General features: G+C 42.6%; 16 protein-coding genes and 3 pseudogenes. 10 read left to right on the forward strand and 9 right to left on the reverse strand.

Going from position 1 to position 26,003, the window contains the following annotated elements; translation table 11 throughout:
• Positions 1–266 precede the first annotated feature (266 nt).
• The 3 genes and pseudogenes from J5O05_RS19165 to iadA all read left to right on the forward strand — a co-directional run bounded on the left by J5O05_RS19165 (position 267) and on the right by iadA (position 5,937).
• A pseudogene (locus J5O05_RS19165) lies at positions 267–3,183 on the forward strand (TonB-dependent receptor domain-containing protein).
• A gap of 168 nt (positions 3,184–3,351) precedes the next feature.
• A complete protein-coding gene (gene yfcC, locus J5O05_RS19170; RefSeq protein WP_244370173.1) occupies positions 3,352–4,758 on the forward strand; it encodes a putative basic amino acid antiporter YfcC in 1,407 nt (468 codons plus the stop codon).
• 6 nt (positions 4,759–4,764) lie between these two features.
• Positions 4,765–5,937 carry a beta-aspartyl-peptidase gene (iadA, locus tag J5O05_RS19175; RefSeq protein WP_208845209.1) on the forward strand — a complete coding sequence of 391 codons (1,173 nt, stop codon included), beginning with the start codon at positions 4,765–4,767 and terminating at the stop codon, positions 5,935–5,937.
• Between the two features lie 169 nt (positions 5,938–6,106).
• On the opposite strand, the gene J5O05_RS19180 is transcribed toward iadA, so the two are convergent.
• The 6 genes and pseudogenes from J5O05_RS19180 to soxR form a co-directional block, all read right to left on the reverse strand.
• Positions 6,107–6,532 (reverse strand): hypothetical protein, encoded by a 426-nt coding sequence (locus J5O05_RS19180; RefSeq protein ID WP_208845381.1) that lies wholly within the window; start codon positions 6,530–6,532, stop codon positions 6,107–6,109.
• 91 nt (positions 6,533–6,623) lie between these two features.
• The gene (locus J5O05_RS19185; RefSeq protein ID WP_208845210.1) at positions 6,624–7,322 is read right to left on the reverse strand and encodes a hypothetical protein; all 699 of its coding nucleotides are present in this window, start codon (positions 7,320–7,322) and stop codon (positions 6,624–6,626) included.
• Between the two features lie 4 nt (positions 7,323–7,326).
• On the reverse strand, positions 7,327–7,665 hold the full coding sequence (locus J5O05_RS19190; protein WP_208845211.1) for a DMT family transporter: 339 nt from the start codon (positions 7,663–7,665) through the stop codon (positions 7,327–7,329).
• Positions 7,666–7,899: 234 nt separating this feature from the next.
• Positions 7,900–9,678, reverse strand: coding sequence for an ATP-binding protein (locus J5O05_RS19195; RefSeq protein WP_208845212.1), 1,779 nt, complete (start codon positions 9,676–9,678; stop codon positions 7,900–7,902).
• A gap of 292 nt (positions 9,679–9,970) precedes the next feature.
• Positions 9,971–11,745: pseudogene (locus tag J5O05_RS19200) on the reverse strand (DUF885 domain-containing protein).
• Entirely contained in the window at positions 11,742–12,260 is a 519-nt protein-coding gene (gene soxR, locus J5O05_RS19205; protein WP_208845213.1) for a redox-sensitive transcriptional activator SoxR, read from the reverse strand. Before soxR ends, J5O05_RS19200 begins: the two are co-directional and overlap by 4 nt.
• A 176-nt stretch (positions 12,261–12,436) precedes the next feature.
• Here soxR and J5O05_RS19210 point away from each other — a divergent pair, with 176 nt between their 5' ends.
• Entirely contained in the window at positions 12,437–12,886 is a 450-nt protein-coding gene (locus J5O05_RS19210; protein ID WP_208845214.1) for a flavodoxin family protein, read from the forward strand.
• A 22-nt stretch (positions 12,887–12,908) separates the two neighbouring features.
• On the opposite strand, the gene J5O05_RS19215 is transcribed toward J5O05_RS19210, so the two are convergent.
• From J5O05_RS19215 to J5O05_RS19225, 3 genes and pseudogenes are all read right to left on the reverse strand, one after another.
• Positions 12,909–13,115 (reverse strand): zinc ribbon domain-containing protein, encoded by a 207-nt coding sequence (locus tag J5O05_RS19215; RefSeq protein WP_208845215.1) that lies wholly within the window; start codon positions 13,113–13,115, stop codon positions 12,909–12,911.
• A 179-nt stretch (positions 13,116–13,294) separates the two neighbouring features.
• A pseudogene (locus J5O05_RS19220) lies at positions 13,295–14,794 on the reverse strand (dipeptidase).
• Between the two features lie 199 nt (positions 14,795–14,993).
• Positions 14,994–16,856: a DUF885 domain-containing protein gene (locus tag J5O05_RS19225; RefSeq protein WP_208845216.1), complete on the reverse strand. Its 1,863-nt coding sequence runs from the start codon at positions 16,854–16,856 to the stop codon at positions 14,994–14,996.
• A gap of 492 nt (positions 16,857–17,348) precedes the next feature.
• Between J5O05_RS19225 and J5O05_RS19230 the strand changes: the two genes are divergently transcribed.
• The 6 genes from J5O05_RS19230 to J5O05_RS22130 all read left to right on the forward strand — a co-directional run bounded on the left by J5O05_RS19230 (position 17,349) and on the right by J5O05_RS22130 (position 25,647).
• Positions 17,349–18,548, forward strand: a complete 1,200-nt coding sequence (locus J5O05_RS19230) for an EAL domain-containing response regulator (protein ID WP_208845217.1) — start codon at positions 17,349–17,351, stop codon at positions 18,546–18,548.
• Between the two features lie 247 nt (positions 18,549–18,795).
• Positions 18,796–22,806: a PAS domain S-box protein gene (locus J5O05_RS19235; protein ID WP_244370174.1), complete on the forward strand. Its 4,011-nt coding sequence runs from the start codon at positions 18,796–18,798 to the stop codon at positions 22,804–22,806.
• Positions 22,807–22,865: 59 nt separating this feature from the next.
• On the forward strand, positions 22,866–23,336 hold the full coding sequence (locus J5O05_RS22125; protein WP_244370175.1) for an Hpt domain-containing protein: 471 nt from the start codon (positions 22,866–22,868) through the stop codon (positions 23,334–23,336).
• Between the two features lie 40 nt (positions 23,337–23,376).
• Complete coding sequence (locus J5O05_RS19240; protein WP_208845218.1) at positions 23,377–24,552, forward strand: response regulator; 1,176 nt, start codon at positions 23,377–23,379, stop codon at positions 24,550–24,552.
• 206 nt (positions 24,553–24,758) lie between these two features.
• The gene (locus tag J5O05_RS19245; RefSeq protein WP_208845219.1) at positions 24,759–25,205 is read left to right on the forward strand and encodes a DUF6841 family protein; all 447 of its coding nucleotides are present in this window, start codon (positions 24,759–24,761) and stop codon (positions 25,203–25,205) included.
• 298 nt (positions 25,206–25,503) lie between these two features.
• Entirely contained in the window at positions 25,504–25,647 is a 144-nt protein-coding gene (locus J5O05_RS22130) for a hypothetical protein (protein WP_244370176.1), read from the forward strand.
• Positions 25,648–26,003: the final 356 nt, after the last annotated feature.

The following is a 26,003-nucleotide window of genomic DNA, read 5'->3' on the forward strand; positions in this document are numbered from 1 at the left end:
ACCTTTTTTATCTAAATAATAACTATCATCGGTGACGTGACTTCGTATTTGCATTTGCGAAACACGCGTGTCGATTTTATTTTAATTTTCAAAATTTAAATCGATTTTAAATGTATTTTGCATTTAAAGGTGTGGTTTTTTGCGCCTGAAATTTGATATTAATATAAAATTGGTAATATATTGCGGTCATTTAGAGTGTTTGAGTCAAACGCTTTGTAATATACGCAAGTCATCCACCGACCAAAATAAACAGGTTAGGTGAAGCAATGTATAACAAAATATCCGTCGCAATAGCACTTGCATTCAGTGTGAATACGCAAGCAAATACAGATTCCGGCAACTTGCCAGCGGTACCAGAAAAAATTGAGATAACAGGGTCCCGAATTAAAGGGGTGGATTTAGAGGGAACGCAGCCAATTACGATTCTGGACAGTGACGCGATTAAACGGACAGGTGCAAATACCGTTTATGAACTGCTCCAAACCTTATCGCAGGTTAAAGGCGGCAGCGGTACGTTTTCAACCTCTGAAAGTGGCAGTACCTCTACGTCCACACCCGCTGGGCAAGCAGCAGCAAGTTTGAGAGGAATGGGACCTTCTGCGACTTTAACGCTCATCAATGGTCGTCGTGTAGCACCCAGTTCTTTCGCTGCCGGAACGCAGAACTTTGTCGACATCAATGCGATTCCATTATCTGCGATTGAACGAGTCGAGATTTTGGCAACCGGTGCGTCCGCTATTTATGGTGCTGACGCCGTTGCAGGGGTGATTAATTACATACTTAAAAAAGATTATGATGGGGCAGAATTCGATATTTCCTATGGCGATAGCTTTGCCCAGTCTGATGAGGGGAAAATTCAGCTTAATGCACTTTATGGCACTGAATTAGGGCATGGAAATTTAACGGTATTTGCGGATTATTTTAAGCGTAATCAATTAAATGCCTCCGACCGGTCGCATACACGTCACCCAAGTTTAGTGAACAGCTATTCGTATTTACCTAAGCTCAGTAATACGCCAAACATTTATTATTACAGTAGCCAAGATGGCAATGAACTCGCGGCGCCAAGTTGCAAAAGCGCATTGGTAACAACGGAGTATAGCGAAAATATCTGTGCATACTATCCAAACGAAGACGATGTACTGAGTCCACCATTTGAAAGTGTTTCAGCGGGATTTATGTTCAACCAAACGTTTGGAGAGCATCGCCTTAAAAGTGACTTTTTCTACAGTAAAACTAAGTCTACAGCCTATTCAAGCCCCGCGACGATTAATCAACTGGATGATTCTGAAGGCCCCTTTGTCTCAGAAGAAGCGTTGTTTATTTTCGATGACGAAAATGGCGAAAATCCACTGTTGTCCTCCCTGTATATTGACCCATTTTCAACGTATCTCGGGCAAGAAAGCTGGGGATTCGCATTTGATGCTCGGTTCGATGCTCCACGAACTGTCGAAGTGGAATCGCAGAACCTAAGACTTGTCGTTGCGTTGGAAGGGTATTTGGGTGATTGGAATTACGAAACAGGCTTAACCTATTCTCAATCTAAATCAGAGCAAGAGGCGGTTGCGGGAATTTACAATCGCTATAAATTTCATGCAGCCCTTTCAGGTGAACTGTGTTCAACCGGTGAGATAGCGTCTTTGGTTGATGGAGTCGCATCGTGTAATGGCGGGAATCTATTGCCATTTTACAATCCATTTGCAGTAAACGATGCGCAAAACGACGCCGTTCTTGCATTGACGGCCGCGAACCCTACGCGCAGTGGGAAAAGTGAAGTGTTTGGTGCGGATATAAATATCAGTGGTGAGCTCTTTGAGGTAAATGATATTGATGTTCGCGCAGCATTTGGTCTGGAAGTGCGTAAGGAAAAATTGTCCGATATTCCTTCCTCAGATGCTGTAGCAGATGCAAACAACGGCTATTTAGTGGATGTATTTGGATTTGGTTCAAGTATTGCGAATGCGCAAAGAACACAATTCGGCGCTTATTCTGAGTTTTATATCCCAGTATCAGACGCGCTAGAGCTGCAATTGGCTGGTCGTTTCGATCATTACGACGATTTCGGGTCGACATTCAATCCAAAGATTTCAGCCAGCTATCGCTTGGATGAAACGATGTTAGTCCGAGCTGGGTGGGCAACTTCCTTTCGTGCACCGTCGCTTACCCAAGCGGGTGTAAAGCTGAGAACAACAACCTCAACCTTTGATTGTGGAGCCAATCAGGCAGTAGCTGATTTGTTCTGTGAAGGTGATGGTACGCTTGTAACGGTCAATTCATTGGAGTTAGGTAATAGCCAATTAAATGCGGAAGAATCAGAATCTATTTCGCTTGGATTTGCTTGGAGTCCGACGACTGAAACAACACTCACGGTTGATTATTGGCAATTCGATTATTCAGATGTCATTGATACCAATATGACAGCCGTGCTCGGAAGAGCCATTTCGGATGCAACACTCCGGCATTGTGGTCTTGTGCCCGATGGTGAAATGGGCATTTCATTTGGTGAAGATGTGTGTTCGGTAACGGACAATCAAGGTTTGCGAATTGACCAACAAGGCGCTGAGACTCAATGAAATACTAGCAAGTTACGTTACGCAATTTGACCCGCGTAATCAAAGTTTGCAGCTTTACCGTGACCATGTCATTCAACTAGAGAATACGGGAAGCCAAGATATCAAAGGGATCGATTTGAAATTAGACCAGCGTTGGCGATTCGACCAAAGCTCACTCAAACTCAGCCTAGACATGACACATTATTTGGCTTATCAACGTAACAAGCCGGGCACTGATTCTGAGGAAGAATTGGTGGGGTCGTTTAGATACCCTGAAAACATTGCGCGGGTTGAGATGAATTATGACGTCAACGACTATTATGTCAGCGTATTTGCCAATTACATTGATGGATATGACGATGATATCGAGGGATTGCGTGGGCGAGAAATTGATGAACTAAATAGCTTGGGTTTATTGGATGAACATGACGTCCGTAATGTAGCGAGCTGGACAACCGTAGGGATTAGAGTGGGAGCATCACTTTCAGAGCAGTTGCACATCAACGTTGCAATGGACAACGTGTTCGACAAAGCACCACCAAGAGTTTATGGCAGTGCAAGAGGTTTTGACTCAATAAACCATAATGCGTTTGGTGCGACCTATCGAGTGGGATTGAATTATCGTTTTTAACTTGCCAAAGTAGAGTACCGACCATTTAGTACACTAAATCTAGGGCCTTTATAGGCGATTAGGGCATGTATTGCTTACATAGTAGAAACTTGAACTTCAATAGTATAAGTACATGATAATGTGTGACATTAAATACTCGTTACACTGAATATAAAAAATAAGTCTAAAATGAAAAAAACAATTTCAATGCCAGATGCGTTCGTCATCTTGTTAGGTTTGGCACTACTGACAACGATTGCCTCTTATTTTGTTATTCCAGGGTCGTTTAGTTCGCCAAACACGGAAGGAAGTTTAATACAGCTTTCTGATTTCGTCCGTGCTGAAAACCCAAGTCCAGTCGGCTTGTTTGTCACAGAATCGGGACGCGGCCTATTCAATATTCTTTTTGAAGGATTAGTCAGTGGCGACCGATATGGTGCAGCTATTGGCGTGGTTGCGTTTATTCTCATCACTGGCGGTGCATTCGGTGTCGTGATGAAGACCAACGCTATCGAAAATGGCATGATGGCACTTATTGATAAGACCAAAACGTTGGATTGGGTATTTCTGCCTGCGCTTTTTCTGGTTTTTAGCCTAGGAGGCGCGATTTTTGGCATGGGTGAGGAGGCCATTGCATTTTGTATTGTGCTTTTTCCTATTCTCCGACAGTTAGGTTATGACGCCGCAGTTACCGTGTTGGTTACCTATGTTGCAACTCAAATTGGGTTTGCGACTTCACCCATTAACCCATTTAGTATCGCGATTGCACAAGGTATTGCTGACCTCCCGCTGTTCTCAGGCGCATGGCTGAGAGTCGTGTCGTTTGTTGTGCTCAATACGATTGCTCTGTGGTTTAGCTTGAGTTACGCCAAGCGAATTAGGCAAGTTCATCGTGACGTATCAACTGCTGCATCGACTGTTCAAATGCAAAGATTGGATACCGTGATATTAAGTGTATTTGCACTGTGTCTTGTCTGGGTTGTATATGGTGTAACGGTCAAGGGCTATTATATTCCCGAAATTGCAACTCAATTCTTCGTTCTCGGTCTGCTAGTGGCGTTTGTGGCAAAATTGGGTGGGCGATTGACAGTTCAAAACTCGGTCGATGCATTTAAGCATGGTAGCGCGGAATTACTGCCCGCGGCGCTCTTAGTTGGGTTAGCCAAAGGGTTAGTTATTTTGCTTGGCGGCACAGATCTCCATTCGCCTTCTATGCTGAATACCTTTTTGTACGATTGTGCGTCGTTAATTACATTAGTCCCTGACTATGTAGCCGCTGTCGCGATGTACGTTTTCCAATCGGCATTTAACTTTTTTGTTTCCTCGGGGTCGGGTCAAGCGGCCATTACAATGCCGCTTATGTCACCACTATCTGACTTGATTGGTGTTTCTAGACAAACGGCGGTCTTAGCATTTCAATTAGGTGATGGACTTACGAATATCATCATCCCCACATCGGCAAGCTTGATTGGGTGTCTTGGTGTCACCAATCTTGCGTGGGGCGACTGGTTCAAGGTTATTTGGCGCTTAATGTTGATGCTATTTATTGCGTCAATTGCGTTTATGGTTTTTGCTCAGTTTATACAATATCAATAGAGAATTATGCTTACAATTATTCGAGGTGCAACGGTATTTGCACCAGCTCCACTTGGGGTAAAAGAGGTGTTGCTTGCGGGTGGAAAAGTGATTGCGATTGAAGACTCAATTACGCTTGACACTAACGTTGACGTCGAAGTAGTCAACGCGCAGGGTAATTATTTGTTTCCAGGGCTTGTCGATTCCTTAGTGCACATAAGTGGTGGAGGCGGAGAGGCAGGATTTGCTTCACGCACACCTGAAATGAATGTAGCAGACGCGTTTTCTGCAGGGATCACTACCGTCGTTGGAGCATTAGGTACTGATGATATTAGTCGTACACATGCCGATTTAGTGGCGAAAGCGAAAGGCCTAAAACAAGAGGGACTCAACGCATTCGTGCACACTGGTTCATATCACGTGCCAATAAAAACACTAAGCCAATCTATAAGCCACGACATTATGTTTATTGAGGAATGCATAGGCGTGGGAGAAGTCGCTATTGCTGATCATCGAGGTCGTCAGCCGACCATTGAGGAATTGACTAAAATTGCCGCTGAGGCGCGCACTGCGGGCTTACTTTCTAAAAAACGAGGAACGGTAAGTGTGCATGTAGGTTCGGGTGTTGGCCACTTGTCATTATTGCTTGAGGTGGCGAAAACAAGTGAGCTTCCTCTTGACCAATTTTACCCTACGCACATTAATCGTAATTCAGACCTGTTGCTTGCAGGGATTGAATTTGCGAAACGTGGTGGAACTATTGATTTTACGGCGAGTACAACGGATTACGATTTAGCCAATGGTGAACTCGCTGCGGCAGAAGCATTAGCGTATTGCCTTGAGAAAGGAGTTCCGGTGGATAAGCTAACGATGAGTTCGGATGGTCATGCGAGTTTACCCATTTACGATAATCGTAATCAGTTGGTCGGATTTGAGGTGGGTGACGAACAGGCGTTATTTCAATCGTTGCGACAAGCTATCATCGAATTTAAGGTGCCCGTTGAAATTGCAATTCGAAGTGTGACACAAAACCCTGCTCACATATTGGGATTGCCAAAAGGACACGTCGCCAAAGGGAGTGATGCAGACTTGATTTTAGTAGACATGGCCACGTTCGAATTAACCGATGTATGGTGCTTAGGTAAACGCGTTATGAAAGAAGGTCAGGTACTAAACCGAGGATTTTTCTCTAAGGCTTAAACCTGAAACTAGCGTAGTTTCACTATGATGAAACAACTCAAAGCCCACAATCGTGGGCTTTTTTCGGACTGAAAAGAGGCGCTTGCTATTCGATTTTTACGCTTTATTGCGGCTTGTGCGAACGCGCTTTCATGCAACGAGAGCTCTGTAATTGGCAACCATGAAAACGTTAATCCTCACCGATACTGACCTTTAGGAGAGGCGTTTGCTGTAACAACACGATTTGTGATTTTTCTTCTTCAGTGAGTGCTTTGTACAAACGTGGGTAAGACCAACCATAACCCCATCGAAATGAAGTAGGGAGATAAGGACTGCCGCCGACGCGCACACCAGCCAGCATAAGAGTTGCTATTTCTGGCTCGCCGACGTGTGCCACACAGGACTCTAATGCTTCGTCTGCTTGTAGTCGCTCATCGTATGTACCACCTTGCCAATAAGCGAAATCATGCGCGGTACAGCAAGAAAGCCAAAGCTGTTTGTGAGCAAGCGTACCGTCTGGAAAAATACTACAACCATCGGATGTAAAGGGTTTCAATGTGTCGGCATGAGCCGAATTGAATAGGGCGGATAATACAATGAATAAAAAGGCTCTCATCATGTAATGTCCTTCAAAGAAGAGCCTCTATTTAAGCGGAATTCTGAAATACTGGCAAGCTAAACTCGACGCGAGCCTGTGTTTGTGATGCTTATTTCAAATCGCCAGTTTCAAAATAAACAAGCCGTATAGCGTCTTTTGGTATCGCTAACGTGTTTGCAAGTTCTTGACGCGTTACAAAATCCTGTCGCTTCGGCATGTCAAACTCCGTAGGGATCATTCGCTTTTCAAACGCAGCGTGTTGTATTGCGACTAATGCGTCAAAGTCAGGTCGACCTTCAATCGCATGAAAGTAATACAACGTTGATCGTTCTTTTTGATTAACTAGAAAAAAAGCAGCTTTGTTTGCTGGTTGTTCAGATAATGTTTGTCGGAAAACCGTTTTGGTAACAATAAGTTGCTTTCCTTCATACGCTTTCGTACCCCCACGTTCGAAATGGTTTGCATAGACGTCTGCGGTAAAAGAGTGGATAGCATCTGGTAGGCTCGTGCCAAGTTTTGAAAGGTCAAACCGCTCAGGTTCTAAAGTCCAATAATTTCCCGTTGCAAGTTGCGAGACGAGTTGTGAATTTAGCGCTTGGTCTGCGAAATTTACAGCCATAACAATCTGAACATCATGCGGCTTATGGAACATCGGCAAATGTGAAGCATAAAGCTGTTCGCCATCCGAAAAGAGCAACATACCATGAATGCCATGTCGACGCTGATTTTCGTCGACGTTCGTCGTTTCGGCATTGCCTATGTTCAGCCAAAACATACTGAAAAGCAGAAATAATGTGTGTTTACGCATTGTATTAATCCAAGGTAGTGGGTGTGGATTGGCTCATCTGTAATCCAATGAGGCCAATGGTTATTACGAGTAAACAAACCCAACCAAGCGGTTTAAGTTGTTGGTCTTGAATAAAGTGTTGCACAAGAGCGGTTCCTAAAATGCCCAAGCCTACCCAAATCGCATAGGCAAATGCCATGCTCAAAGTTTTAGTTGCCTGTGCTAACAGCAACAAACTGAGTGCCATACAGAAAAGAGCCACGAGTGCGGGTGAAATACGTGCAAAACCATCGGATTTACCTAGAAAGAAAACCCAAAGTACTTCAAAGAGTGATGCAAGAAAAAGATAGATATAACTAGACAAGTCGGCCTCCAAAATAAACTGGTTGGGGCCGTCCCCTATGAGGTTGAGCGGTAAGGTCGTCCTTACTTCTGTGTGCACGATAACAAAATGGCATTGAAACCACAATATTGCCAATCAAATTCGCAATCGTTGAAGGGTTTTAAGTTGAAAAGACACGCCAAATTTGTTGGAACTTTGATAAAGCGCAAAATTGTTGAGAGACAAGAAAAGGACCAATGAGCGATGATTCTTTGGTTACGATTTTAGCTCTGCAGGTTCTGTTTTGATAAATCGTTCAATAGTGCCAAGCAAGAGAGTCAGTTCAAGCGGTTTGCCAACATGGTCATCGAAGCCTTCTTGTTCATACGTTTCGATGTCTTCCATCATGACGTTAGCTGTTACCGCGATGATTGGTACTGCGGCATTTTTCTCTCGAATTCGTCGACAGGCTTCAATGCCATCCATGACAGGCATTTGGATATCCATCAGGATAATGTCAGGGTCTAATGATTCAAATAACGCGACAGCTTCTTGACCATTTTCCGCGACCTGAATAGTCGCTTTAGTCGGAGACAACATAGAGCGATAAATGAGCGCGTTTAAAGGGTTGTCTTCGGCAATTAGAATGACTCGGTCAGTCAAATCGAGATGACATTGCGAAGCGCCTTGAGACATAAGGTTAAGCTCTTCTTCTGATGGGAAAAGTGGAATGGTCACGGTCATTGTCGTGCCATAATTGGGTCTACTTTGAACGTGTATTGTGCCTTTCATCAGATCAACGAGCGATTTGGATATTGCTAATCCAAGTCCAGAACCTCCATATCGGCGAGTTGTTGAGCTATCAGCTTGTGTAAATCGTTTAAACAGTCGATTTTGCGTCTCAGAATTCATGCCAATGCCTGTATCTTTTATCTCAAAAACGACATCAACATCAGGATTCTCGCTTTTTCGATATACATTAAGTGCAACAGAACCAAATTCAGTAAATTTAATTGCGTTAGACACTAAGTTTAGGAGCACTTGCCTGACGCGCACGGGGTCACCTAAGCGACTGTCGAACAGAGCAGGATCAACATTTACTTCAAATTGAATCGATTTTTCAATGGCGATTGGCAAATAGTCTGATTCAATAGACTCGGTGATACGACGTAACGAAAATGGTACGTGTTCAATGATGAGCTGTTTGTCGGCGAATTTGGTGATGTCGAGAATATCATTGAGAATGGTCACGAGAGACTTGGTGGAATATATCGTACTTTTAATGAGTGGATTATGGTCAGAGTCTGGGAAATCGCGATCCAAAATTTGCAATGTCCCCAATATGGCGTTTATTGGTGTTCGGATCTCATGGCTCATATTGGCTAAAAAATCGGATTTTGCTTTAGATGCCGCCAATGCCTCTTTCGCTAAACGACTTTGCGCAAGGTAGCTGTGCACCACTTTGTAGATGAACACAATGAGAGTAATGATAAAGAGTAAAATGCTGCCAATATGGATGTAAAAAGCGCGTCTGAAGTCATTTTGAAGAAGTTCTTTTTTTTGCGCTAACTTTTGATTCATCTGTTCATTAAATAGATTGAGGGCGGCAGACGCGGCGGTGTCATCCACTTTAACCAATTTGTCGACCTCTGAAATTGGTTTTCCTTGGCGAATCAGTGCTTGTGCTGTTAGTAAATTATGCAAATAGTGGTCTAATGTTTCGGTTAACGACTGCGTATTTTTCTCGTCGTACTCACCTAATTCACGCATCTCATTGATTATCGCGAGCGCATTTTCGATGGCTTTTTGTGCTTTAGGGGCATAGTAGTCTATGTCGTGCCTGAGCACTAAATTCTTGAAATGATGAATGAACCCACCGTAACCTAATTCTTCGATTAGCGTAGCATGGAGTACATATGCTCTAACCGTTTTTTCAGAAAATTCTTGCCAATCTCTGTCTACGGAGTTGTAGTATTTTTGCGAAATGAACGTCGCCGTGCTCGCGAATAAAATCACAAGTAAACCAAACAAGACGAGTTTCCTGAGTTCAGACATTCAATATCGCAGACTAAAGAAGGCTATAGTAGTTAGCCTAGTCGCTATTCTCTGAATGGCAATAGGTCACTTGTAAATCATAAAAATTAACTTTATTAGTTAGTTAACCTAAGTTGAAAAGGGAAAGATTAGGTCGTCATTGCCCTATAACGTAATCGCGTTAGAGGTTTCTTTTTGGCAAACATCAAGTTAGATATTGCACAAATTAGGCATGCAATCTCAACGGCGGCTTAGTTGATACAAGTGGCAGGAAGGAAGTGTGCAAATACAACGATATTTGCACACAAGAAGATTAATGCATCAATTGTTTGATGTACTTAACAGGGGCACTGCCAAAGCTTAAGAATTCTTCATGGAAATTCTTTAGGTTAAATTCAGTACCGAGCTTTTGTTTTTGTGATTCACGGAAATCATAAATTTCACGGTAACCACTGTAATAGCTCGTCAACTGAACTTGGCTAAGTGTGGCACGACGCCATTTACCTTCCGCTTCAGCTTGTTCTTGGAATGCGCCATTCATTAGTAGGTCTAAGCCTTGCTCTTTGGTCATTCCATTGACATGAATGCTGTAATCTAGAATTGTGTTACAGATAACGCGTAAGTTCCACTTGTAATACATGAGCCACATTTCGACTCAAAATCACCATAACCCTCTTCGAGCATCATACGTTCGGTATACACAGCCCAACCTTCAACCATTGCACCGTTACTGAACAAGCTTTTGATAAGCGAAGGAGACTCGTTTGAATACACTAACTGTGTGTAGTGGCCTGGAACCGCTTCGTGAATATTCAGGATCTGTAAAATCCAGTGGTTATATTCACGTAAGTATGATTCGGCTTGTTCGTCGCTCATACCATCCAGAGGCGAAACGTTATAATACGTGTTTTCTTTCTTGTCATATGGACCAGGAGCACTAATTGAAGCGCCTGCGAAACCACGCATGTATTCTGGTGTCTCACGCACTACAAGTGGTTTTTCTGGGTCTAGATTGATTAGATCTTTGTCGATAACGAATTTTTCGAGCGTTGGAATTTGCTTTTTAATTTCGTCAACAAAATCATTACGATTTACGTGTTGTACGGACAAATGCTTAATCAAACTTGAAATAGCTTGTGTATCATTTGCTGGGCGAGCCGTGTTTGGGAAATATTTCGTCCAAAGAGTATCGGTGATTTTAATCATTTCCGCGGTTACTCGCGCTTTATCTGCAAGTGCTTTCTCATACATTTGTTTTGCGGTGTAACCAGATTGGATATCAAACGCGAACTTCTCTTCGTACAGTGCTTCACCAATACGGAAGGAACGTGCATCGCCATTTTTGGCAAGGTTACTTTCGAGTTTTGTCAGAAAATCAATGTAATCATTGATGGCGGCTTTTGCCTCTGCAAATCGCGTCTTAAACAGCGTTTTTTCGTCTGCGCTGAGTTTTGTTTCTGCGAGTTGCGACAACAATTCATCCGTTAGTACGCTGAATGCACCTTGGTTTTGAGCAATAGCCAGTTGAGTGAATTCAAGCGTTGGTTTCTTAATGTTCGCTTTTGCCGCAGCATAATACGCTGGAACATATTGGAGTCTTGCAAGGACTAAATTGAATTTCTCATCGAGAGATTTAAATCGACTATTTAGAATATTTGCAAACCCATATGCTACGTTATATGACGAAGGATCCCACTCATAAGATTTAAATTTTTCGTCTTCCCAAATGCTCTCAAGCAAGCTGTTCTCTATTAAGTGATAGTCGATTTTGTTTGCGTTGCTTAATGTATCTAAATTGAAGGCACGTAATTTGGCTAATTGTGCTTCAACAAATGCACGATTGCTCGCACGTGATGCGTCATCTGGAACGGTAATGATGTCGTCATATTTGCCATAACCTGCCCATGAGGAAGCTTCTGGGTGTTGTTTCCAAAGATCTTCAATGAATTGCGCTGAGAACTGGCTAAAAGCCTGATCTTGAGAAACCGAAGAGACAGAAGTAGTCGTGGCAGTATCGGTTGAAGTAGATTGGCAACCGGCAAGGCCGAGTACCGCGGCAAGCGCCAAACAGAGTGTGGCTTTCTTCATTTGTTGTTTGTTCCTATTTTGTTTTCGCTATCATAGCAAAGTTTTGTGGCTAAGGCTTTGTCCGGAGCTTCTAAATATATCGCCCCGTCACCCGCTGTTGCCATAATGTCATCTGGATTGTACATCGGGCAACTGGTCATCGATAAACAACCACAGCCAATGCAACCATCAACCAAATCACGTACACGTTGCATGTAAGCAATCCGTTCATCGAGTTGAGCTTGCCACTTTGTCGACATAAGTGCCCAGTCTTTTTTGGTTGGCGTACGGTTTTCGGGCAATGTTGAAAGCGTGATTTTAATTTCTTCCAGTGTAATGCCCATTTTTTGTGCGGCTTTTATGACGGCAACACGCCTTAGCACATCGGGTTTGTAGCGGCGTTGATTGCCTGAATTTCGCCAACTGCGAATAAGGCCTTTTTGTTCATAAAAGTGCAAAGCGGATACCGCTACGGCGGCACGTTTTGCGACTTGGCCAACGCTTAAGTTGGCTTCAAGGATGGGTTTATCTGACATGGTAAACGTTCTTCCTATTTATAAACCGCTGCCTGTGAGTTTAACAAAACCTCAAGAGGGTTGAGTGCGTTTGCGTTGTTTCGTTTAAAAATAGCCGCAGAATCACAAATCATCAGTTGACCTAAACTTAAGTTAAGGTTTTACAGTGTACTTCGATTTTACACAAAGGAGTAAACATGAAAACAGTCGTACTCTTCTCAAGCGCCAGAGAGAATGGAAATACCGGCAAGGCCGCAAACCAAATCGCAAAACGATTGAACGCGGAGTTAATCTACCTAGATCAATTCGCTATTGGCAGATATAGCTATACCCATTCTCACCGCGATGATGACTTTCGCCAACTATTAACAAAGCTCATTGCCTTTGACCATATCGTGATTGCATCACCGATTTATTGGTACAGTATGACCGCGACCTTAAAATGTTTCTTTGAGCGTGTCACTGAGTTCATGGATGATGAAACATTACGCCCAATCCTAAGAACATGGCGAGGCAAGGCATTCTCAATTTTATCCACGTCTAGTGGTTCAGATGCGCCTGATTGTTTTGTCGATAGCATTCGTTTGACGATGGAATATTTGGGGCTACATCTGCAAAGCGTTGAACATGTAAATTGCGGTCAATGAGCTTGTGCTTCCATGCAGCAATCTACTGAGTAAAAAAATCAAAAATATTACCAAGCTTTGATGTACTGCCTTTATAAAACTCGGTATACGTGCATTGTGCACAAGTCACAGCAGTAAATTTTCGGTTTTGCATGTCAAAGATTTTTGACCAGCCGCTACCGGTTGTTGCAATTGTATCGACTTCATATTCTTTGCATTGGCACTTTGGGCACTGCCATTTCGACGACATAATGAGCCTCTTTTGAATTTTTAATGGTTGTTCACGGCTAGAGCAGGCCCTACTATGGTGGGAATGCGTTAACCGTGATTTGACATTCAATACCTTAATGCAATACGAATCGTAGCCCAATCTGGAAATTGTAAGAAAGTATGCTTGTGCCAGCACAGAGCTGGCAACAAAGTCGTTGATTACATGTTACCTAATTCAATCATCATAGCGGTGTACATGCGTAAGTTGAGCTCTAACTGTTTCACGGTTATAAACTCATGTTCCGAATGCCCAGTATATTTGGCGTTAGGCATAGACGGGCCAAAACTAACGGCATTGTCAAACAACTTGGCATTTGTACCACCGCCAATCGAGATAAATCCTGCACTTTGGTCATTGGTATAGTGCTTAAAGATATCCAATAACTTTTCTGCATGCGGTGCGCCATCTAAAAGCATTGGGTCACCTAGTTCTACTTCAAGGTGAGCAAGTGAAACCTGATAATGGTTTTGCCAAGCGTCTATCGCGGTGTGGATTTCCGTGTCTAGTCGTTCTGCGGTTTTACCGGCTGGGCGACGAAGATTAATCGACAGCGTAATACTATTATCTTTGGCCGCAAGTAGTGTTGGAGCCACAGTCATAGAGACCCATAAAGTCGTGGGAGTAGGCGATGTTGCCAAACTGTTCACCATGAATATCAGTGCCAAGTAAATCCGCAATAAACTTAAGTGCTTGTCCTTCACTATTCAAACCAAGATCAACACCATGAAACAATGCACCTAAATGTGCAATTGCGTTTACGCCATTTTCAGGTTCAGAAGAATGAGCGGAAACCCCCTTTACACTAATTAAAGTGCCCGAATCTAAAGGCTTGAACTGGATTTTAACCTTGTTAAATTGGTTTGCCTTCTGTTCCAGTTGCTGGAGCAAATCAGCATCCGCATTGTGCAAAACTACACTTGCGTCTTCCGGTATCTGGCTCTTAAATGATCCACCTTTTAACTGGGAAACGAAAATTCCATTGGTCTGTTTTTCGCCGATAAACGTGGACTCAATTAAACTCCAACCTTTCTCTGCCACAACAACTGGGTAGCTTGCATCAATCGTGACGGCATATTTGGGTTGATCATAGGATTTCAAAAACGCTTTTATTGGGTCCCAATCTGACTCTTCAGCGAGATAGATCATGAGTTCCAATTTGTTATTAAGCACAAGGCCTTTGTCTTTAATCGCTTTCATAGCGTAAAGCGCTGTTGCAATAGCCCCTTTATCATCTTCGGTTCCCGCGCGATTAGTTTACCCGGTTCAGAGGTTGCATCGAGGTAAAAAGGACTCTTTTTCCATTTGCTGGCATCTGCTGGTTGCACATCTCCGTGTGTGACAACGGTTACTTTATCAGTTTGGTTGCCATAACTGATGAGCAAAACATGTCCATGATCTTCATAATGAAATCCAAGCTCAGCCGCCTTAAGTTTGACTAGCGATTTAAAGCCAATGAAATCAGGGTTTTGCGTTGTATCTATGCCTTCTTTATTTACCGTCGGGAAAGATACTAAGTTCGCAAGGGTATGGATTTGTGTTGATTGATATTGCTGTACCGCATATTCGGCGATCGTTGTACTTTGCTTTGAGAGGTTAGCAAACGAACTTGCGCAGAATAAACCAGCCATGACAACAGACAGAGTTGATAATTTTTTCATCTTTAATCCCTAAACCCAAATGGCGAATGTGTAGGTGCGCCCCCACATTGTGTGTAAACCAGACCTGCAAATGGTGATGATTATTTAACTTGCACCTATTTGCTTTCGAACATAAATAAGAAAGTCAGGAGAATTCCTGACTTAAACTAATATCAAACGACCTACTTTTTATAGGTCGTTATCGCTGCGTTATATTTGATTACTTAGTTGCTGCAATCCATTGATTTACATCGTCTTCAACGATTGACATCGGTCTTGCACCTTTCAACAAAATTAAATCATGGAACGCTTTGATATCAAATTTATCGCCAAGAGCATTTTGTGCTTTCGCTCTTAGTTCTAAGAATTTCAACATCCCAAGTTTATAACCAAGCGCTTGTCCTGGCCACGCAATATAACGGTCAATTGCTGCGGTAACATCGCTCATCGCAGAACCCGTTGCTTCTGCAAAATAATCAATAGCTTGCTGGCGAGTCCATTTTTTAAAGTGAAGGCCAGTGTCAACAACAAGGCGTGCTGCACGGTAAGCCTCAGCTTGCAGACGACCAAGATCGCCAAATGGGTCGTTTTCATACATACCCATCTCGTACGCAACTAATTCTGAGTAGAGCGCCCAACCTTCAATGAACGCGTTAAACGAGGCATTTTGGCGCATTAGGCCGATTTCCGTTTGGAGCATGTTTAGCGCAATCTGGAAGTGATGTCCTGGCACTGCTTCGTGATATGTAAGCGTCTTCAGCGTAAAGCTTGGTACCGCATTCATGTCTTTTAAGTTGATAGCAAATACGCCAGGACGTGAACCATCAAGTGAAGGGCCGTTGTAGTAGCCTCCTGGAGCACCAGCCTCTACAGCTTTAGGAATACGACGAACTTCAACTTGCTGAGTAGGTAACGTAGAGAAAAAGTTAGGTGCTTTTTTGTTTACTGTTTCAATTTCGCCACGCAAGAAGGTAAGTAGTTTTTCTCGACCTTCGTCATTGTCTTCATAGATAAAACGAGGATCGTAGTTCAGTTTTTGCATGCGCTCACTGACAGAGCCTTCCGTTAAACCGTTGGCTTTAAGAATTTCATCCATTCGTTTGTTGATTCGCGTAACCTCGTCTAAACCAATTTGATGGATTTCTTCCGCTGTCATCGTTGAATCAGCTAAGTACGTAATTTCATGCTGATAAAACTCTGCGCCATTTGGTTGCGCCCAAATTCCGACATCTTCAGGTGCTTTTGTTTCAAGCACTTGCATATCAGCAATCACCTTCTCAAATGCAGGGTATATTTTATCTTGCACCAGTTTCGCGGCTTGGCTGACAAACGCAGCACGCTCTTCAGGGCTAACGCCTTCAACACCCTCTAAACGACTTGCAAATGAGGTCACAAGTGGGTGCTCTTGAGAAGACGGCGCTTTAAAATTATTTAAATACCCGAGAGTATTACCAAACAACACCTTTGGTAAAACAATGCCGTGTTTCGCATCATCAGCAACCTTTTCTCTGACTTGCTCGATTAAGAGTGCAAAGCCATCAAGACGCGTTAAATAATCTTTGGCATCTTTAATAGACGAAATTTCATGTTGATCTTTCAACACGGTAGGGATGTCAACGAGTGGGCCTGCAAGCTGATTTACTATGTAAGGCAAATGACCACCCCAAGTGTCAATATAACCGCCAGAGAACTTAGCATCACCGGCGTAGTAGCGAGCGATGACCTCATTGACGCTTACGTGCATACGTTGCTCAGGTGTTAGGTTTTGAGACAGCAGATTACTTAATTGTTCCGCAGAACGATTCATATCGTTTTGTAGCGCTTGCATGCCTGCAACGGAGTAATCAGGCAGCCGATTGGCATACTCACCATACTGAGCGGGATCTAATTTTAGCGAGGTTGCCAAAGCTGGTTCGTGTTGAATAAAAGTTTTGGTGTATTGTTCGACTACTTGGTCAACAGATAAAGTCTGGTCTTGTGCTAATTGCTCAACCTTTTTTTCTTGATTTTGATTCGGTTGTTGAGGGGTACATCCAGCAAGTGTGGCGACAACAGCGAGAGCGACGAGGCTATAGCGTTTCATTTATTTACTCCGAGAGTCTTTTTTAGTGCGAGCGAAGCAATACCAATAGCATTTTTTGAATGCAATATACAGTGAATGCGTTCAGTTTTTTTGTTTATATCACCATGAAAATACTCCCAGGTTAAAAGTAGTACAAAATCATTAGTTTCTTGTGAGATTGATTGCTATTAACATACATAAAATGGGAACTTTAAATTAAGTATGATTAATTTACTTTGTGAGTGTTCTTCACCGTTATCTCTGAAAACAAAATGAAATTTATAGACTTAGAAATTACATTCTAAAAACGCTTAGTAAATCCGACAAAAAATCGATTAAGTTGTACCTTGACCAAACGCATGCCCAAAACTAAACCTATGAGTAGTAGCCTTTAGCTCATAATATAACCAAGTAATGCGATGAGGGTTGTTGAGCGCTTTTGTACCATTGTTTGCAATGTCACACGCATTACGTTTAGTGCAACAGGATCGGAGCTGTTGTCTGAGGTGCGCCGTGCAAAATGCGATAAACTCAATTTTGGTCGTTGATGACCAACAAGTGGTCAGGCACACGCTTTGTTTGTGTCTTCGAAACATTGGCTACAGTGACGTAGCGCAGGCAGAAAATGGCAGTGAAGCAAAGGCGTGTTTGAACAAACACGCCTTTGATCTCATTTTCTTAGACTTGAATATGCCCGTAGAAGACGGCTTTTCGGTCTTGAAATATCTTGCTGCAGTCGACTTTAAAGGTTTAATCGTTCTCCTTAGTAGTGAGGATGAAGCGTTACTGGAATCGACAACAAATCTAGCACGTCAGTACAAGCTTGAGATTTTGGGCTGTGTGCAAAAGCCAATAGGGATTGGCGTTCTTAAAGACTTATTAGCCAGAGGCAGTGAGCATATACAGCTCAAGCACAATCGATTTGTTGATGAAATAACAAAAGAACAAATCGTCAATCTACTGGACAATAATCATCACTGTGCTTTCTTTCAGCCGCAAATTGACCTCACTAAGCATCAGCTGAAGGGTCTTGAAGTTTTGGCTCGTTTCAAAAACGTAAATGGACAGCTCCTATTTCCAGATAGTTTTATACCCACTATCGAACGAGATGCGGGGCTTATGATGCGTTTTACGAGAGCCATAATCTGCGATGCTTTCGAACAGATGACGCGGTTCGGGCATTTAATGGATGAACTGACAATAGCATTAAACATTTCTGGAAAAGTGTTGAATGATGATTCGTTCCCAGCTTGGCTAAAAGAGCAGGCTGAAATGGCAGGATTAGCCCCGAACCGCGTTATTTGTGAGCTGACGGAAACGGCACTAAATGATGATCCTAACGCGCTTTCAACACAAATGTTAAGACTTCGCATGATGGGGTTTCGATTATCTATAGATGATTTTGGCACTGGCTATTCGTCAATGGAACAGCTTCACCGACTCCCATTTCACGAACTCAAGATAGACAAACAATTTGTTTTTAACTGCTTGAATAACCCTAAGTCGGCGGCAATTGTTGAGCAAAGTATTAAACTGGCCACGGCCATGAAAATGGAAGTTGTTGCGGAAGGGATAGAATGCTTGAATACAGAAATGTATTTAAAATCAATTGGTTGTCATATTGGTCAAGGCTTCTACTATTCGAAAGCGGTTGAAATGGACGAGCTACTAGCTCAATGGAAGCCCACTCAAATGATATGTAGCGAAGTTTAATATGCGTTTTTCTATAAAATTACCTATCATTTTTCTGGTGTTTGGCACGTCGTTGTTGCTCGGCGAATTATTTCTCTCTTAGCAAGGTAAAAACGCAATACAAAGCACCACATCGAATAATGTTCAACGTGAAGCGTCATTGCTTGTTCGCCTGATAGACCGAAACTTATTTGAGCGGTATCACGATGCTCAGGCGTTTACTTTATCTCTTGGTAGTCGCGAAAGGCCAAATTTTAACGATGCACAAGTGAGCGCTCGAATAGTTAAAAACCTAAATGCTTTTGTGGATAATTACAAAGTATATCGGCGCATTGCTGTGATTGATTTGAACGGTAACGTCCTAGCGATTAATTCGACCAATATGCTTGGTAAACCGTTACCGAATATTGAAGCAACGAAAGTCGACTTTTTAAAAACACAGTGGTTTAACGGGATATCAGCCGGTCAAACGCTTAACCCTCATCGAATAGAAAGCACGTATGTGTACGGCCCCACGCAAGATCTATTTGAATCAAATACTGATAGCTACGACATGATTTTTGGCGTGCGCTTGCTAGACGAACAGGGGGAACCATGGGGAATGTGGGTGAATATCGTCGATTTCTCGATGGTCGAAAACATCGTTGGTGAAACCTACGCACTGTTGTCATCTAGAGGCATGGAAAATACAGAAATCACGTTAATTGACGAAGAAGGGAAGATTCTTATTGATTACGATCCAATTGGCCAACAATCAGCAAAGTACAAGCGTAACTTTGATGTTGTAGGCGTGCTCAACTTAGTTGATGCGGGGTTAGTGAGCGCGCGTCTTGCTGTATCTGGGCTTACCGGATCGTCAATCTCTGAACACACTCGTAAAAAAGTGGAACAAATTTCTGGTTTTTCCCATTCACAAGGCGCATATGATTTCCCTGGACTTGGCTGGTCTGTGCTTATTCGAATTCCGACTGACGAAGCCTTTGCTGCGTCTAATCAACTTGTGCGCGAGTCAGCCTATTTGGCTGGGCTACTGCTGGTCGCGATAGCGCTGATTTCTTTTTACCTTTCACGGAAAATTGCTGGACCGCTGACAAGTCTGTCTAAGGCGGTGAATGGACTTGCCTCGGGAGATCTCGCGATAGCCATTCCCGAACACAAATCTGAAGATGAAATTGGTTCAATGGTGGGGGCACTGCAAAATCTGAAAGCGATGGTGATTGAGCGAGACAAACTGAGCAAAGTGAATGACGAGCAACAGTTTCAAATTGACATTCAAAACCGCGCAATTGAGAGTTCAGAAACAGGCATTATCGTCGCAAGCGCGAATGAGAAAGATTTTCCGATTACCTACGTTAATAAAGCATTTGAGCTCCTTACTGGCTATCGCGCCGAAGAAGTTGTTGGGCGCAATTGTCGATTTTTGCAAGGGGAAGACACAGAGCAACCCGAGGTACAGCAACTAAGGCATGCTATTAAAAACAAACTAGCGTGCTCAGTTGTGCTAAAAAACTTTAAAAAGGACGGTACGCTTTTTTACAACAGTCTGCATATCGACCCTGTTTTTTCGGAAAGCGGTCAGCTAACTCATTACATTGGCGTACAAGTTGACGTGACAGAAATTAAACTTCAAGAACGAGCTATTCGTCGTCAGTTAGAAAAAGAAATTGAAGTTCGGGTTCAAGAGACGAGGGATTCTGAATCAAGATTGCGTGGCGTGTTTGATACATCGCTCGATGGCACTGTAGTAATTGACGAATCCGGTACGATGCTCGATGTAAATCGAGCGCTTGAGTTGATTTTTGGCCGTTCTAGAGAGGAATTGATTGGAGAAAATATCTCAATTTTAATGCCGGCGTCCTACGAAGAAGTTCACGATAGCTATATCCATCGATACATGACTACGGGAACAAAGCGTCTAATCGGAAAGCCCAGAAAAGTGGTCGGCTTACACAAGTCAGGTCGTAATTTTCCAATCGAAATATCGGTTGGCGATATCCAATTAGGAAACAGCACCGCGTTTGTGGGTTTTGTGAAAGACATTACCGAGCAAGAAAACACGAAAGCGCGAGAAATAACGCTTCGGAAAGAATTGCAGGAAAAAGAAATCGTCTATCGTGCTGCATTCTCTCAAGCGGCGGTTGGGATGGCACGGGTGAGCTTGGCAGGTCAAATCTTAGAGTCTAACGATATGATGAGTGAGCTCTTTGGTTATTCTGAGGCCGATCTCTTGACGTTATCCTATCAGGATTTAGCTGTACATTCGGAAGACGACGAAGACTCTCCATTTGACTTACTCATACAAGAGAGCCGCAAATTCTATTCAGTAGACAAACAGTTCTATCGAAAAGACGGCACTGATTTTTGGGCATTTCTGTCTATCTCTTTAGTGAGACAAGACAACGGCGAACCAAAGTATTTTATTGTAATTATTGAAGATATTTCAGACCGAAAAGAATTTGAGGCTGAGCTGAATCATGCAAAAGCAGTACGGGATGATTTGCTTATGGGAATGCGACTAGCTTCAGATGCTGGTGGCATTTGCAATTGGTCCTACAACATCGGAAGCGGTGAAATTAAGTGGGATGAGGGGATGTACGGTTTATATGGTGTTGAGCTTGCAACGTCGGTGAGCGACCAAGACTGGCAAGCGATGATCCATGATGACGACAGAGCTTTGGTGCGCTCAACACTCACTAAAGCAATAGACCAAGGAACGTCCTATAACTGTGAGTTCCGTATCGTTAATCAATTTACAAACCGTGTCCACTGGGTGAAATCAGCGGCAAGTTTAGTATACGACGAAGATGGCATGCCTGAAATGGTGCATGGAATAACGCTGGATATTACGGATGAACGGCTCATACAAGCGGTACTCGAAAAGGAATCTGCCGCAGCGCGTCAAGCTAGCGAAGCAAAATCGCGATTTTTAGCCACAATGAGTCATGAAATCCGAACACCGATGAATGGTGTAATAGGCATTATCGATTTGCTTAGGGAAACGACGTTGTCGAAAGACCAAATGAGGATGGTGAGTACAATTCGCGATTCCTCGTTTTCCTTACTTGAGGTCATCAACGACATTCTCGATTTTTCAAAAATTGAATCAGGGCAAATGGAATTGGAGATGACCGACTGCAATGTGCTCACGCTTATCGAAAAAACGATGGATGCGCTTTGGGTGAATGCACGAAACAAACAGGTTGAGTTGTTTTTCAAGCATGATTTTAATGTGCCAGAGACGATGGTGGCGGACGCTGTTCGAATTAGACAAGTGCTACTTAATCTTCTAGGAAATGCGATTAAGTTTACGCATAGACCGGATTGTGAAGGGTCAGTGAAAGTCGCTACGCTTTATTTACCCGCAGAAAAAGCGTGGCAAGTGTCAATTACGGATACTGGTGTCGGAATGTCCGATGAACAAATGGATAAGCTCTTTAAACCATTCACACAAGCCGATAGTTCCACTACGCGAAAATATGGTGGCACTGGTTTAGGGTTAAGTATTTCCCAATCGTTTATTAATCTCATGGGAGGCGAAATCAAGGTCTCTAGCGCGCTTGGTAAGGGAAGTACCTTTTCATTTAGATTGCCAATTCAAGCAAATCACATTGTACCGAATGCGAAAAAAGTGCAGTACAACCTACGAAACCATCGGTTTGTTTTGGATATTGTAAACGTGGATATAAAAGACATTTGCGTTGATTTGTTAGTCCAGTTTGGAGCAGATGACATCGTACATGATGTTCATTCGATTGTAGACGCCGATGAAAAGTTGGTTGTTTTATCGGTTGGAGAGTCAACTTTCGCCAACGCTCATCGTTGTAAAAACTTAATTTTAGAAACGGATCCAGCCGGCCAAAAAGGGTATTGCCATCCAAGGTCTTATTCTGTAGCGACTCATCCACTTCGCCCGAGTGAGTTAATCCTTGGCGTTGCCATTCTTTGTGGTCTAGAAAGCCCTGAGTTCGATTGGAATTATATACTTAAAAAGGAAATGGATGAGGTAAGGTTAAGCAGCCATGACACCGCGTCAGTCGGTCAGGGAGTGGTACTTTGTGCGGAAGATCAGCCAACAAATCAACTTGTTTTATCCGGACAACTTAGTCGTCTTGGGTACCGCTATGAAATGACCTCGGATGGTGTAGAGGCGTTGGACAAGTGGAAAAGTGGTCACTATTCACTCGTTCTGACGGATTGTCATATGCCGCATATGGACGGTATTGAGTTAACCAGAGAGATAAGGAGAATAGAAGTTGAAAAGGTACCGAGAAAACTTTAATTATCGCGGTTACGGCGAATGCTGTCGTTGGGGAAGCGGAGCGATGCTTAGCTGCAGGTATGGATGACTACATTACAAAACCTGTGGAGCTGGCTACTCTTCAAAAAGTGTTGGCGTTACGTTTAAAAGGCAAGCAAATTCGTTCTACCTCGAGTGGTACGAAAAGTGATAACAAAGACGTTGTTCAGGATGAACTTATCGACTTTGGCCATCTCAAAAACATCATCGGGACCGATGATTTAGATATGACTCGTGCTGTGCTTGCGATGTTTTGGGAAAGTGTTTCAGAGGATATGGTTAAACTGGAAGACGCACTTAAACAACAAAATATAGATAAAGTACGAAGCTTAGCGCACGGGGCCAAAGGTTCAGCAGCATCTTCGGGGGCCATCAAATTAAGTGTGTTGTTGAAAGAAATTGAATCAAATCACAGTAACCTTGATATAGCGAAAGCACGATTTGAAGAAACCCAACAAATGATGTTTAGCATTAAGCAGAAACTCATCAATGAGCAAATTATTCCAAATTAATGCGGAATAAGATAAATAGGTAAAGCGTGAAGGGGAGTGTATGTTTGACTGTTGTCCTACTATTATTGTGCTTTATGAGGCGAAAAATACGGTCGATCAAATCGCAGACGTGTTCAATAGCCGTTATCGGAATCGACTTTTTATAAACATCAATAAAGAGCAAAGTAAATTCGCTAAAATTCTCAAAGAACAACATGAAGCGATTCTTTACGTTTATGTTTTTGATCACCCTGAAGAGGCGCGGAAAATCAGAGATTTTCTGGCATCTCACCCGTTGCTAGACCAACAAGTTGAACTACCACAGCTTTCGCTTTTATTTTGTGAAAAGCAGCACCGCGAACTTGCACTCAATATGTGTAACGATGATATTTTCTATCACTATGAAACATTGAAACCAATTTATGACTTGAATCATTTATCGCTGACCGTTCACAGAGCTGTCGAACTGCTACAGTGTCATTTATTAAAAATAAAGTTAGAAAAAGAAGTTAAAAATTTATCTGAAAAGCTTGTTTCAACTCATTCAACACTCGATGGGATCAAAGATTCGCTCACTGACCATCAGAGTGCGCAAAGTGAACGATTGAATAAAGTGACGAAACCCATAGGGCAACTATTGGAAAATGTCACGTTACTCGAATGGCGTAGAGCTTACGACAACACCACGAAGTCATTGTCGAGTAAGGAACTGGATTGTTTGGCTGATCAGTTTCCTGTAGAAGAAATTAGAGAAAGTATGAATGGGCTTAACCATGAAAACAGCAAAGCCCTTGATACAATTGTTAAAGCGATTGAAACAGCAAAACCCAAAATTGAACATTCGATGCCGCTGATTTTGCTTGCGGATGACCAGTTACTCATTCAGAAAATCGTAACGACCATTATTGAGCTCAGGGGGATGCGTATAGAGAGTGCGATGAACGGCGTAGAGGCATTACTAAAAGCGAAGGTGATGATGCCTGATATTGTCTTGCTCGACATTGATATGCCAACCATGGACGGATTTACTACTTTGCAGGCGTTCCAAAGTGATGAACAATTGCGTGACATACCCGTTATTATGCTTACCAGTGAGTCCGATAAAGAAATGATCAAGACGTGCATTGAATATGGTGCGACAGATTACATATTAAAACCAACACAAGCGGAAACGTTGATTAGAAAAGTCAAAAGAGCGATTCAGCAAAAACGCAAACAAATTATTAAAACAGCATAACAAACATCAACAATATCACAGTGTTTAAGTTCGTTTTCTGGGTTAACCAAAAGCGACGTTAAAGAGCAGAATGTTGAAATGCATTGGATGCGAAAAATCGAGCATTTTTAATTAATTGGAATTAGTATAAGTCCTGATTTGGGATTGGATGGTGTATAAGCCATTTAAAGCTGTCGACACAATAATAACAATACCAGGACTTCACCGTGAAATACCTTCTTACTTCGGCTGCGCTGATTTTAAGCCAAACTGCGACCGCTCAAACCTCAAATGAATTTCTTCAGGACTTTTTAACCGATTTTGCTGTTGGTAAAGATTTGTCCCATTTCTATGTTGAACAGCCACAATTCATCTTTGGCAAACACATTTTAACGCCGAGTTCATCGGTTGAAGCTAATGGGGTAATGCACGATATTCGAGAAAAGCTAATCGCTGCCCAATACCTGAAATCTCGTGTTTTAAGTTCAAAAACATTAGTTAACATCGATAGCTATAGTTTAGTTACTGTTGCACTTAGTCGTATTAAAGTGGATGGCTCAGAACTTGATAAAATATGCAGTACGTATGGCGTGATAAGGCAGGATAACGATTACAAAATTATCAGTTGGCAGCCATCTAATTCAAATGCTGCGGGTGATTGCAAAAGCCTATAATGCGGTTAGTTTTAAAGTTTAAGCGCGGTAAGATGTCGAATAACGTAAGTCGAATCGGCAGCTTAGGTTGTTGAGTGTTGATTCAATCTGTACTTGGTAAGACATGATAGACATTTCGGTACTCCCGCTTTTTTGGTCAGCGTATTTTTTCTCGTTATTTCACCTGGTCCAGACTTGTTATTGATCTCAAGCTATTCAACGGCCAGAGGGTTTAAGTCAGGATTAGCGATTTCATTAGCTATATTTGGTGCCGGATTGCCGCAAACAGGCCTTGTAGCTTTTGGCTTGGGTGAAAATCATGCAAACGATGCCGAAAGTAGCACTTGCCGTTAAAGTGATAGGCGCGTGTTATTTGTTGTGGCTCGGGGGGAATCTCATTCGCACTTGGTATAAACATACACAAAGTATTATCAATGCCCAAGCTAACCAATTGAAACCGTAAACTTATCGTCGTTTAGTTTATCGCGGTTGTATGAATAACGTGATTAACCCAAAGGCACTCTTGTTCTTTCGTTTTTTCTTGCCGCAATTTACACATACTTCATCAAATATAACGGCGCAATTACTCATACTCAGGTTCTTGTAAAGTGGTATTGCGTTGATAATGAACGTGGTATTTTCGATTGCGTTTAGCGCTGCAGGTCGGTGCTTTAAGGGAGTGTTGAGCTTTGGACGTCATGCAGATGGATTGCTAGGGCTAGTATTTGTTGGACTTGCAGCTCGGTTAGCGACGACTAGGTAACGAGTTTAGACCTGCGATCTTTTCGTGTTAAGTCAAAGACCGCAAGTGATTTTAAT

Origin of the sequence: Pseudoalteromonas xiamenensis, from assembly GCF_017638925.1 — a bacterium.
Lineage (GTDB): Bacteria > Pseudomonadota > Gammaproteobacteria > Enterobacterales > Alteromonadaceae > Pseudoalteromonas > Pseudoalteromonas xiamenensis.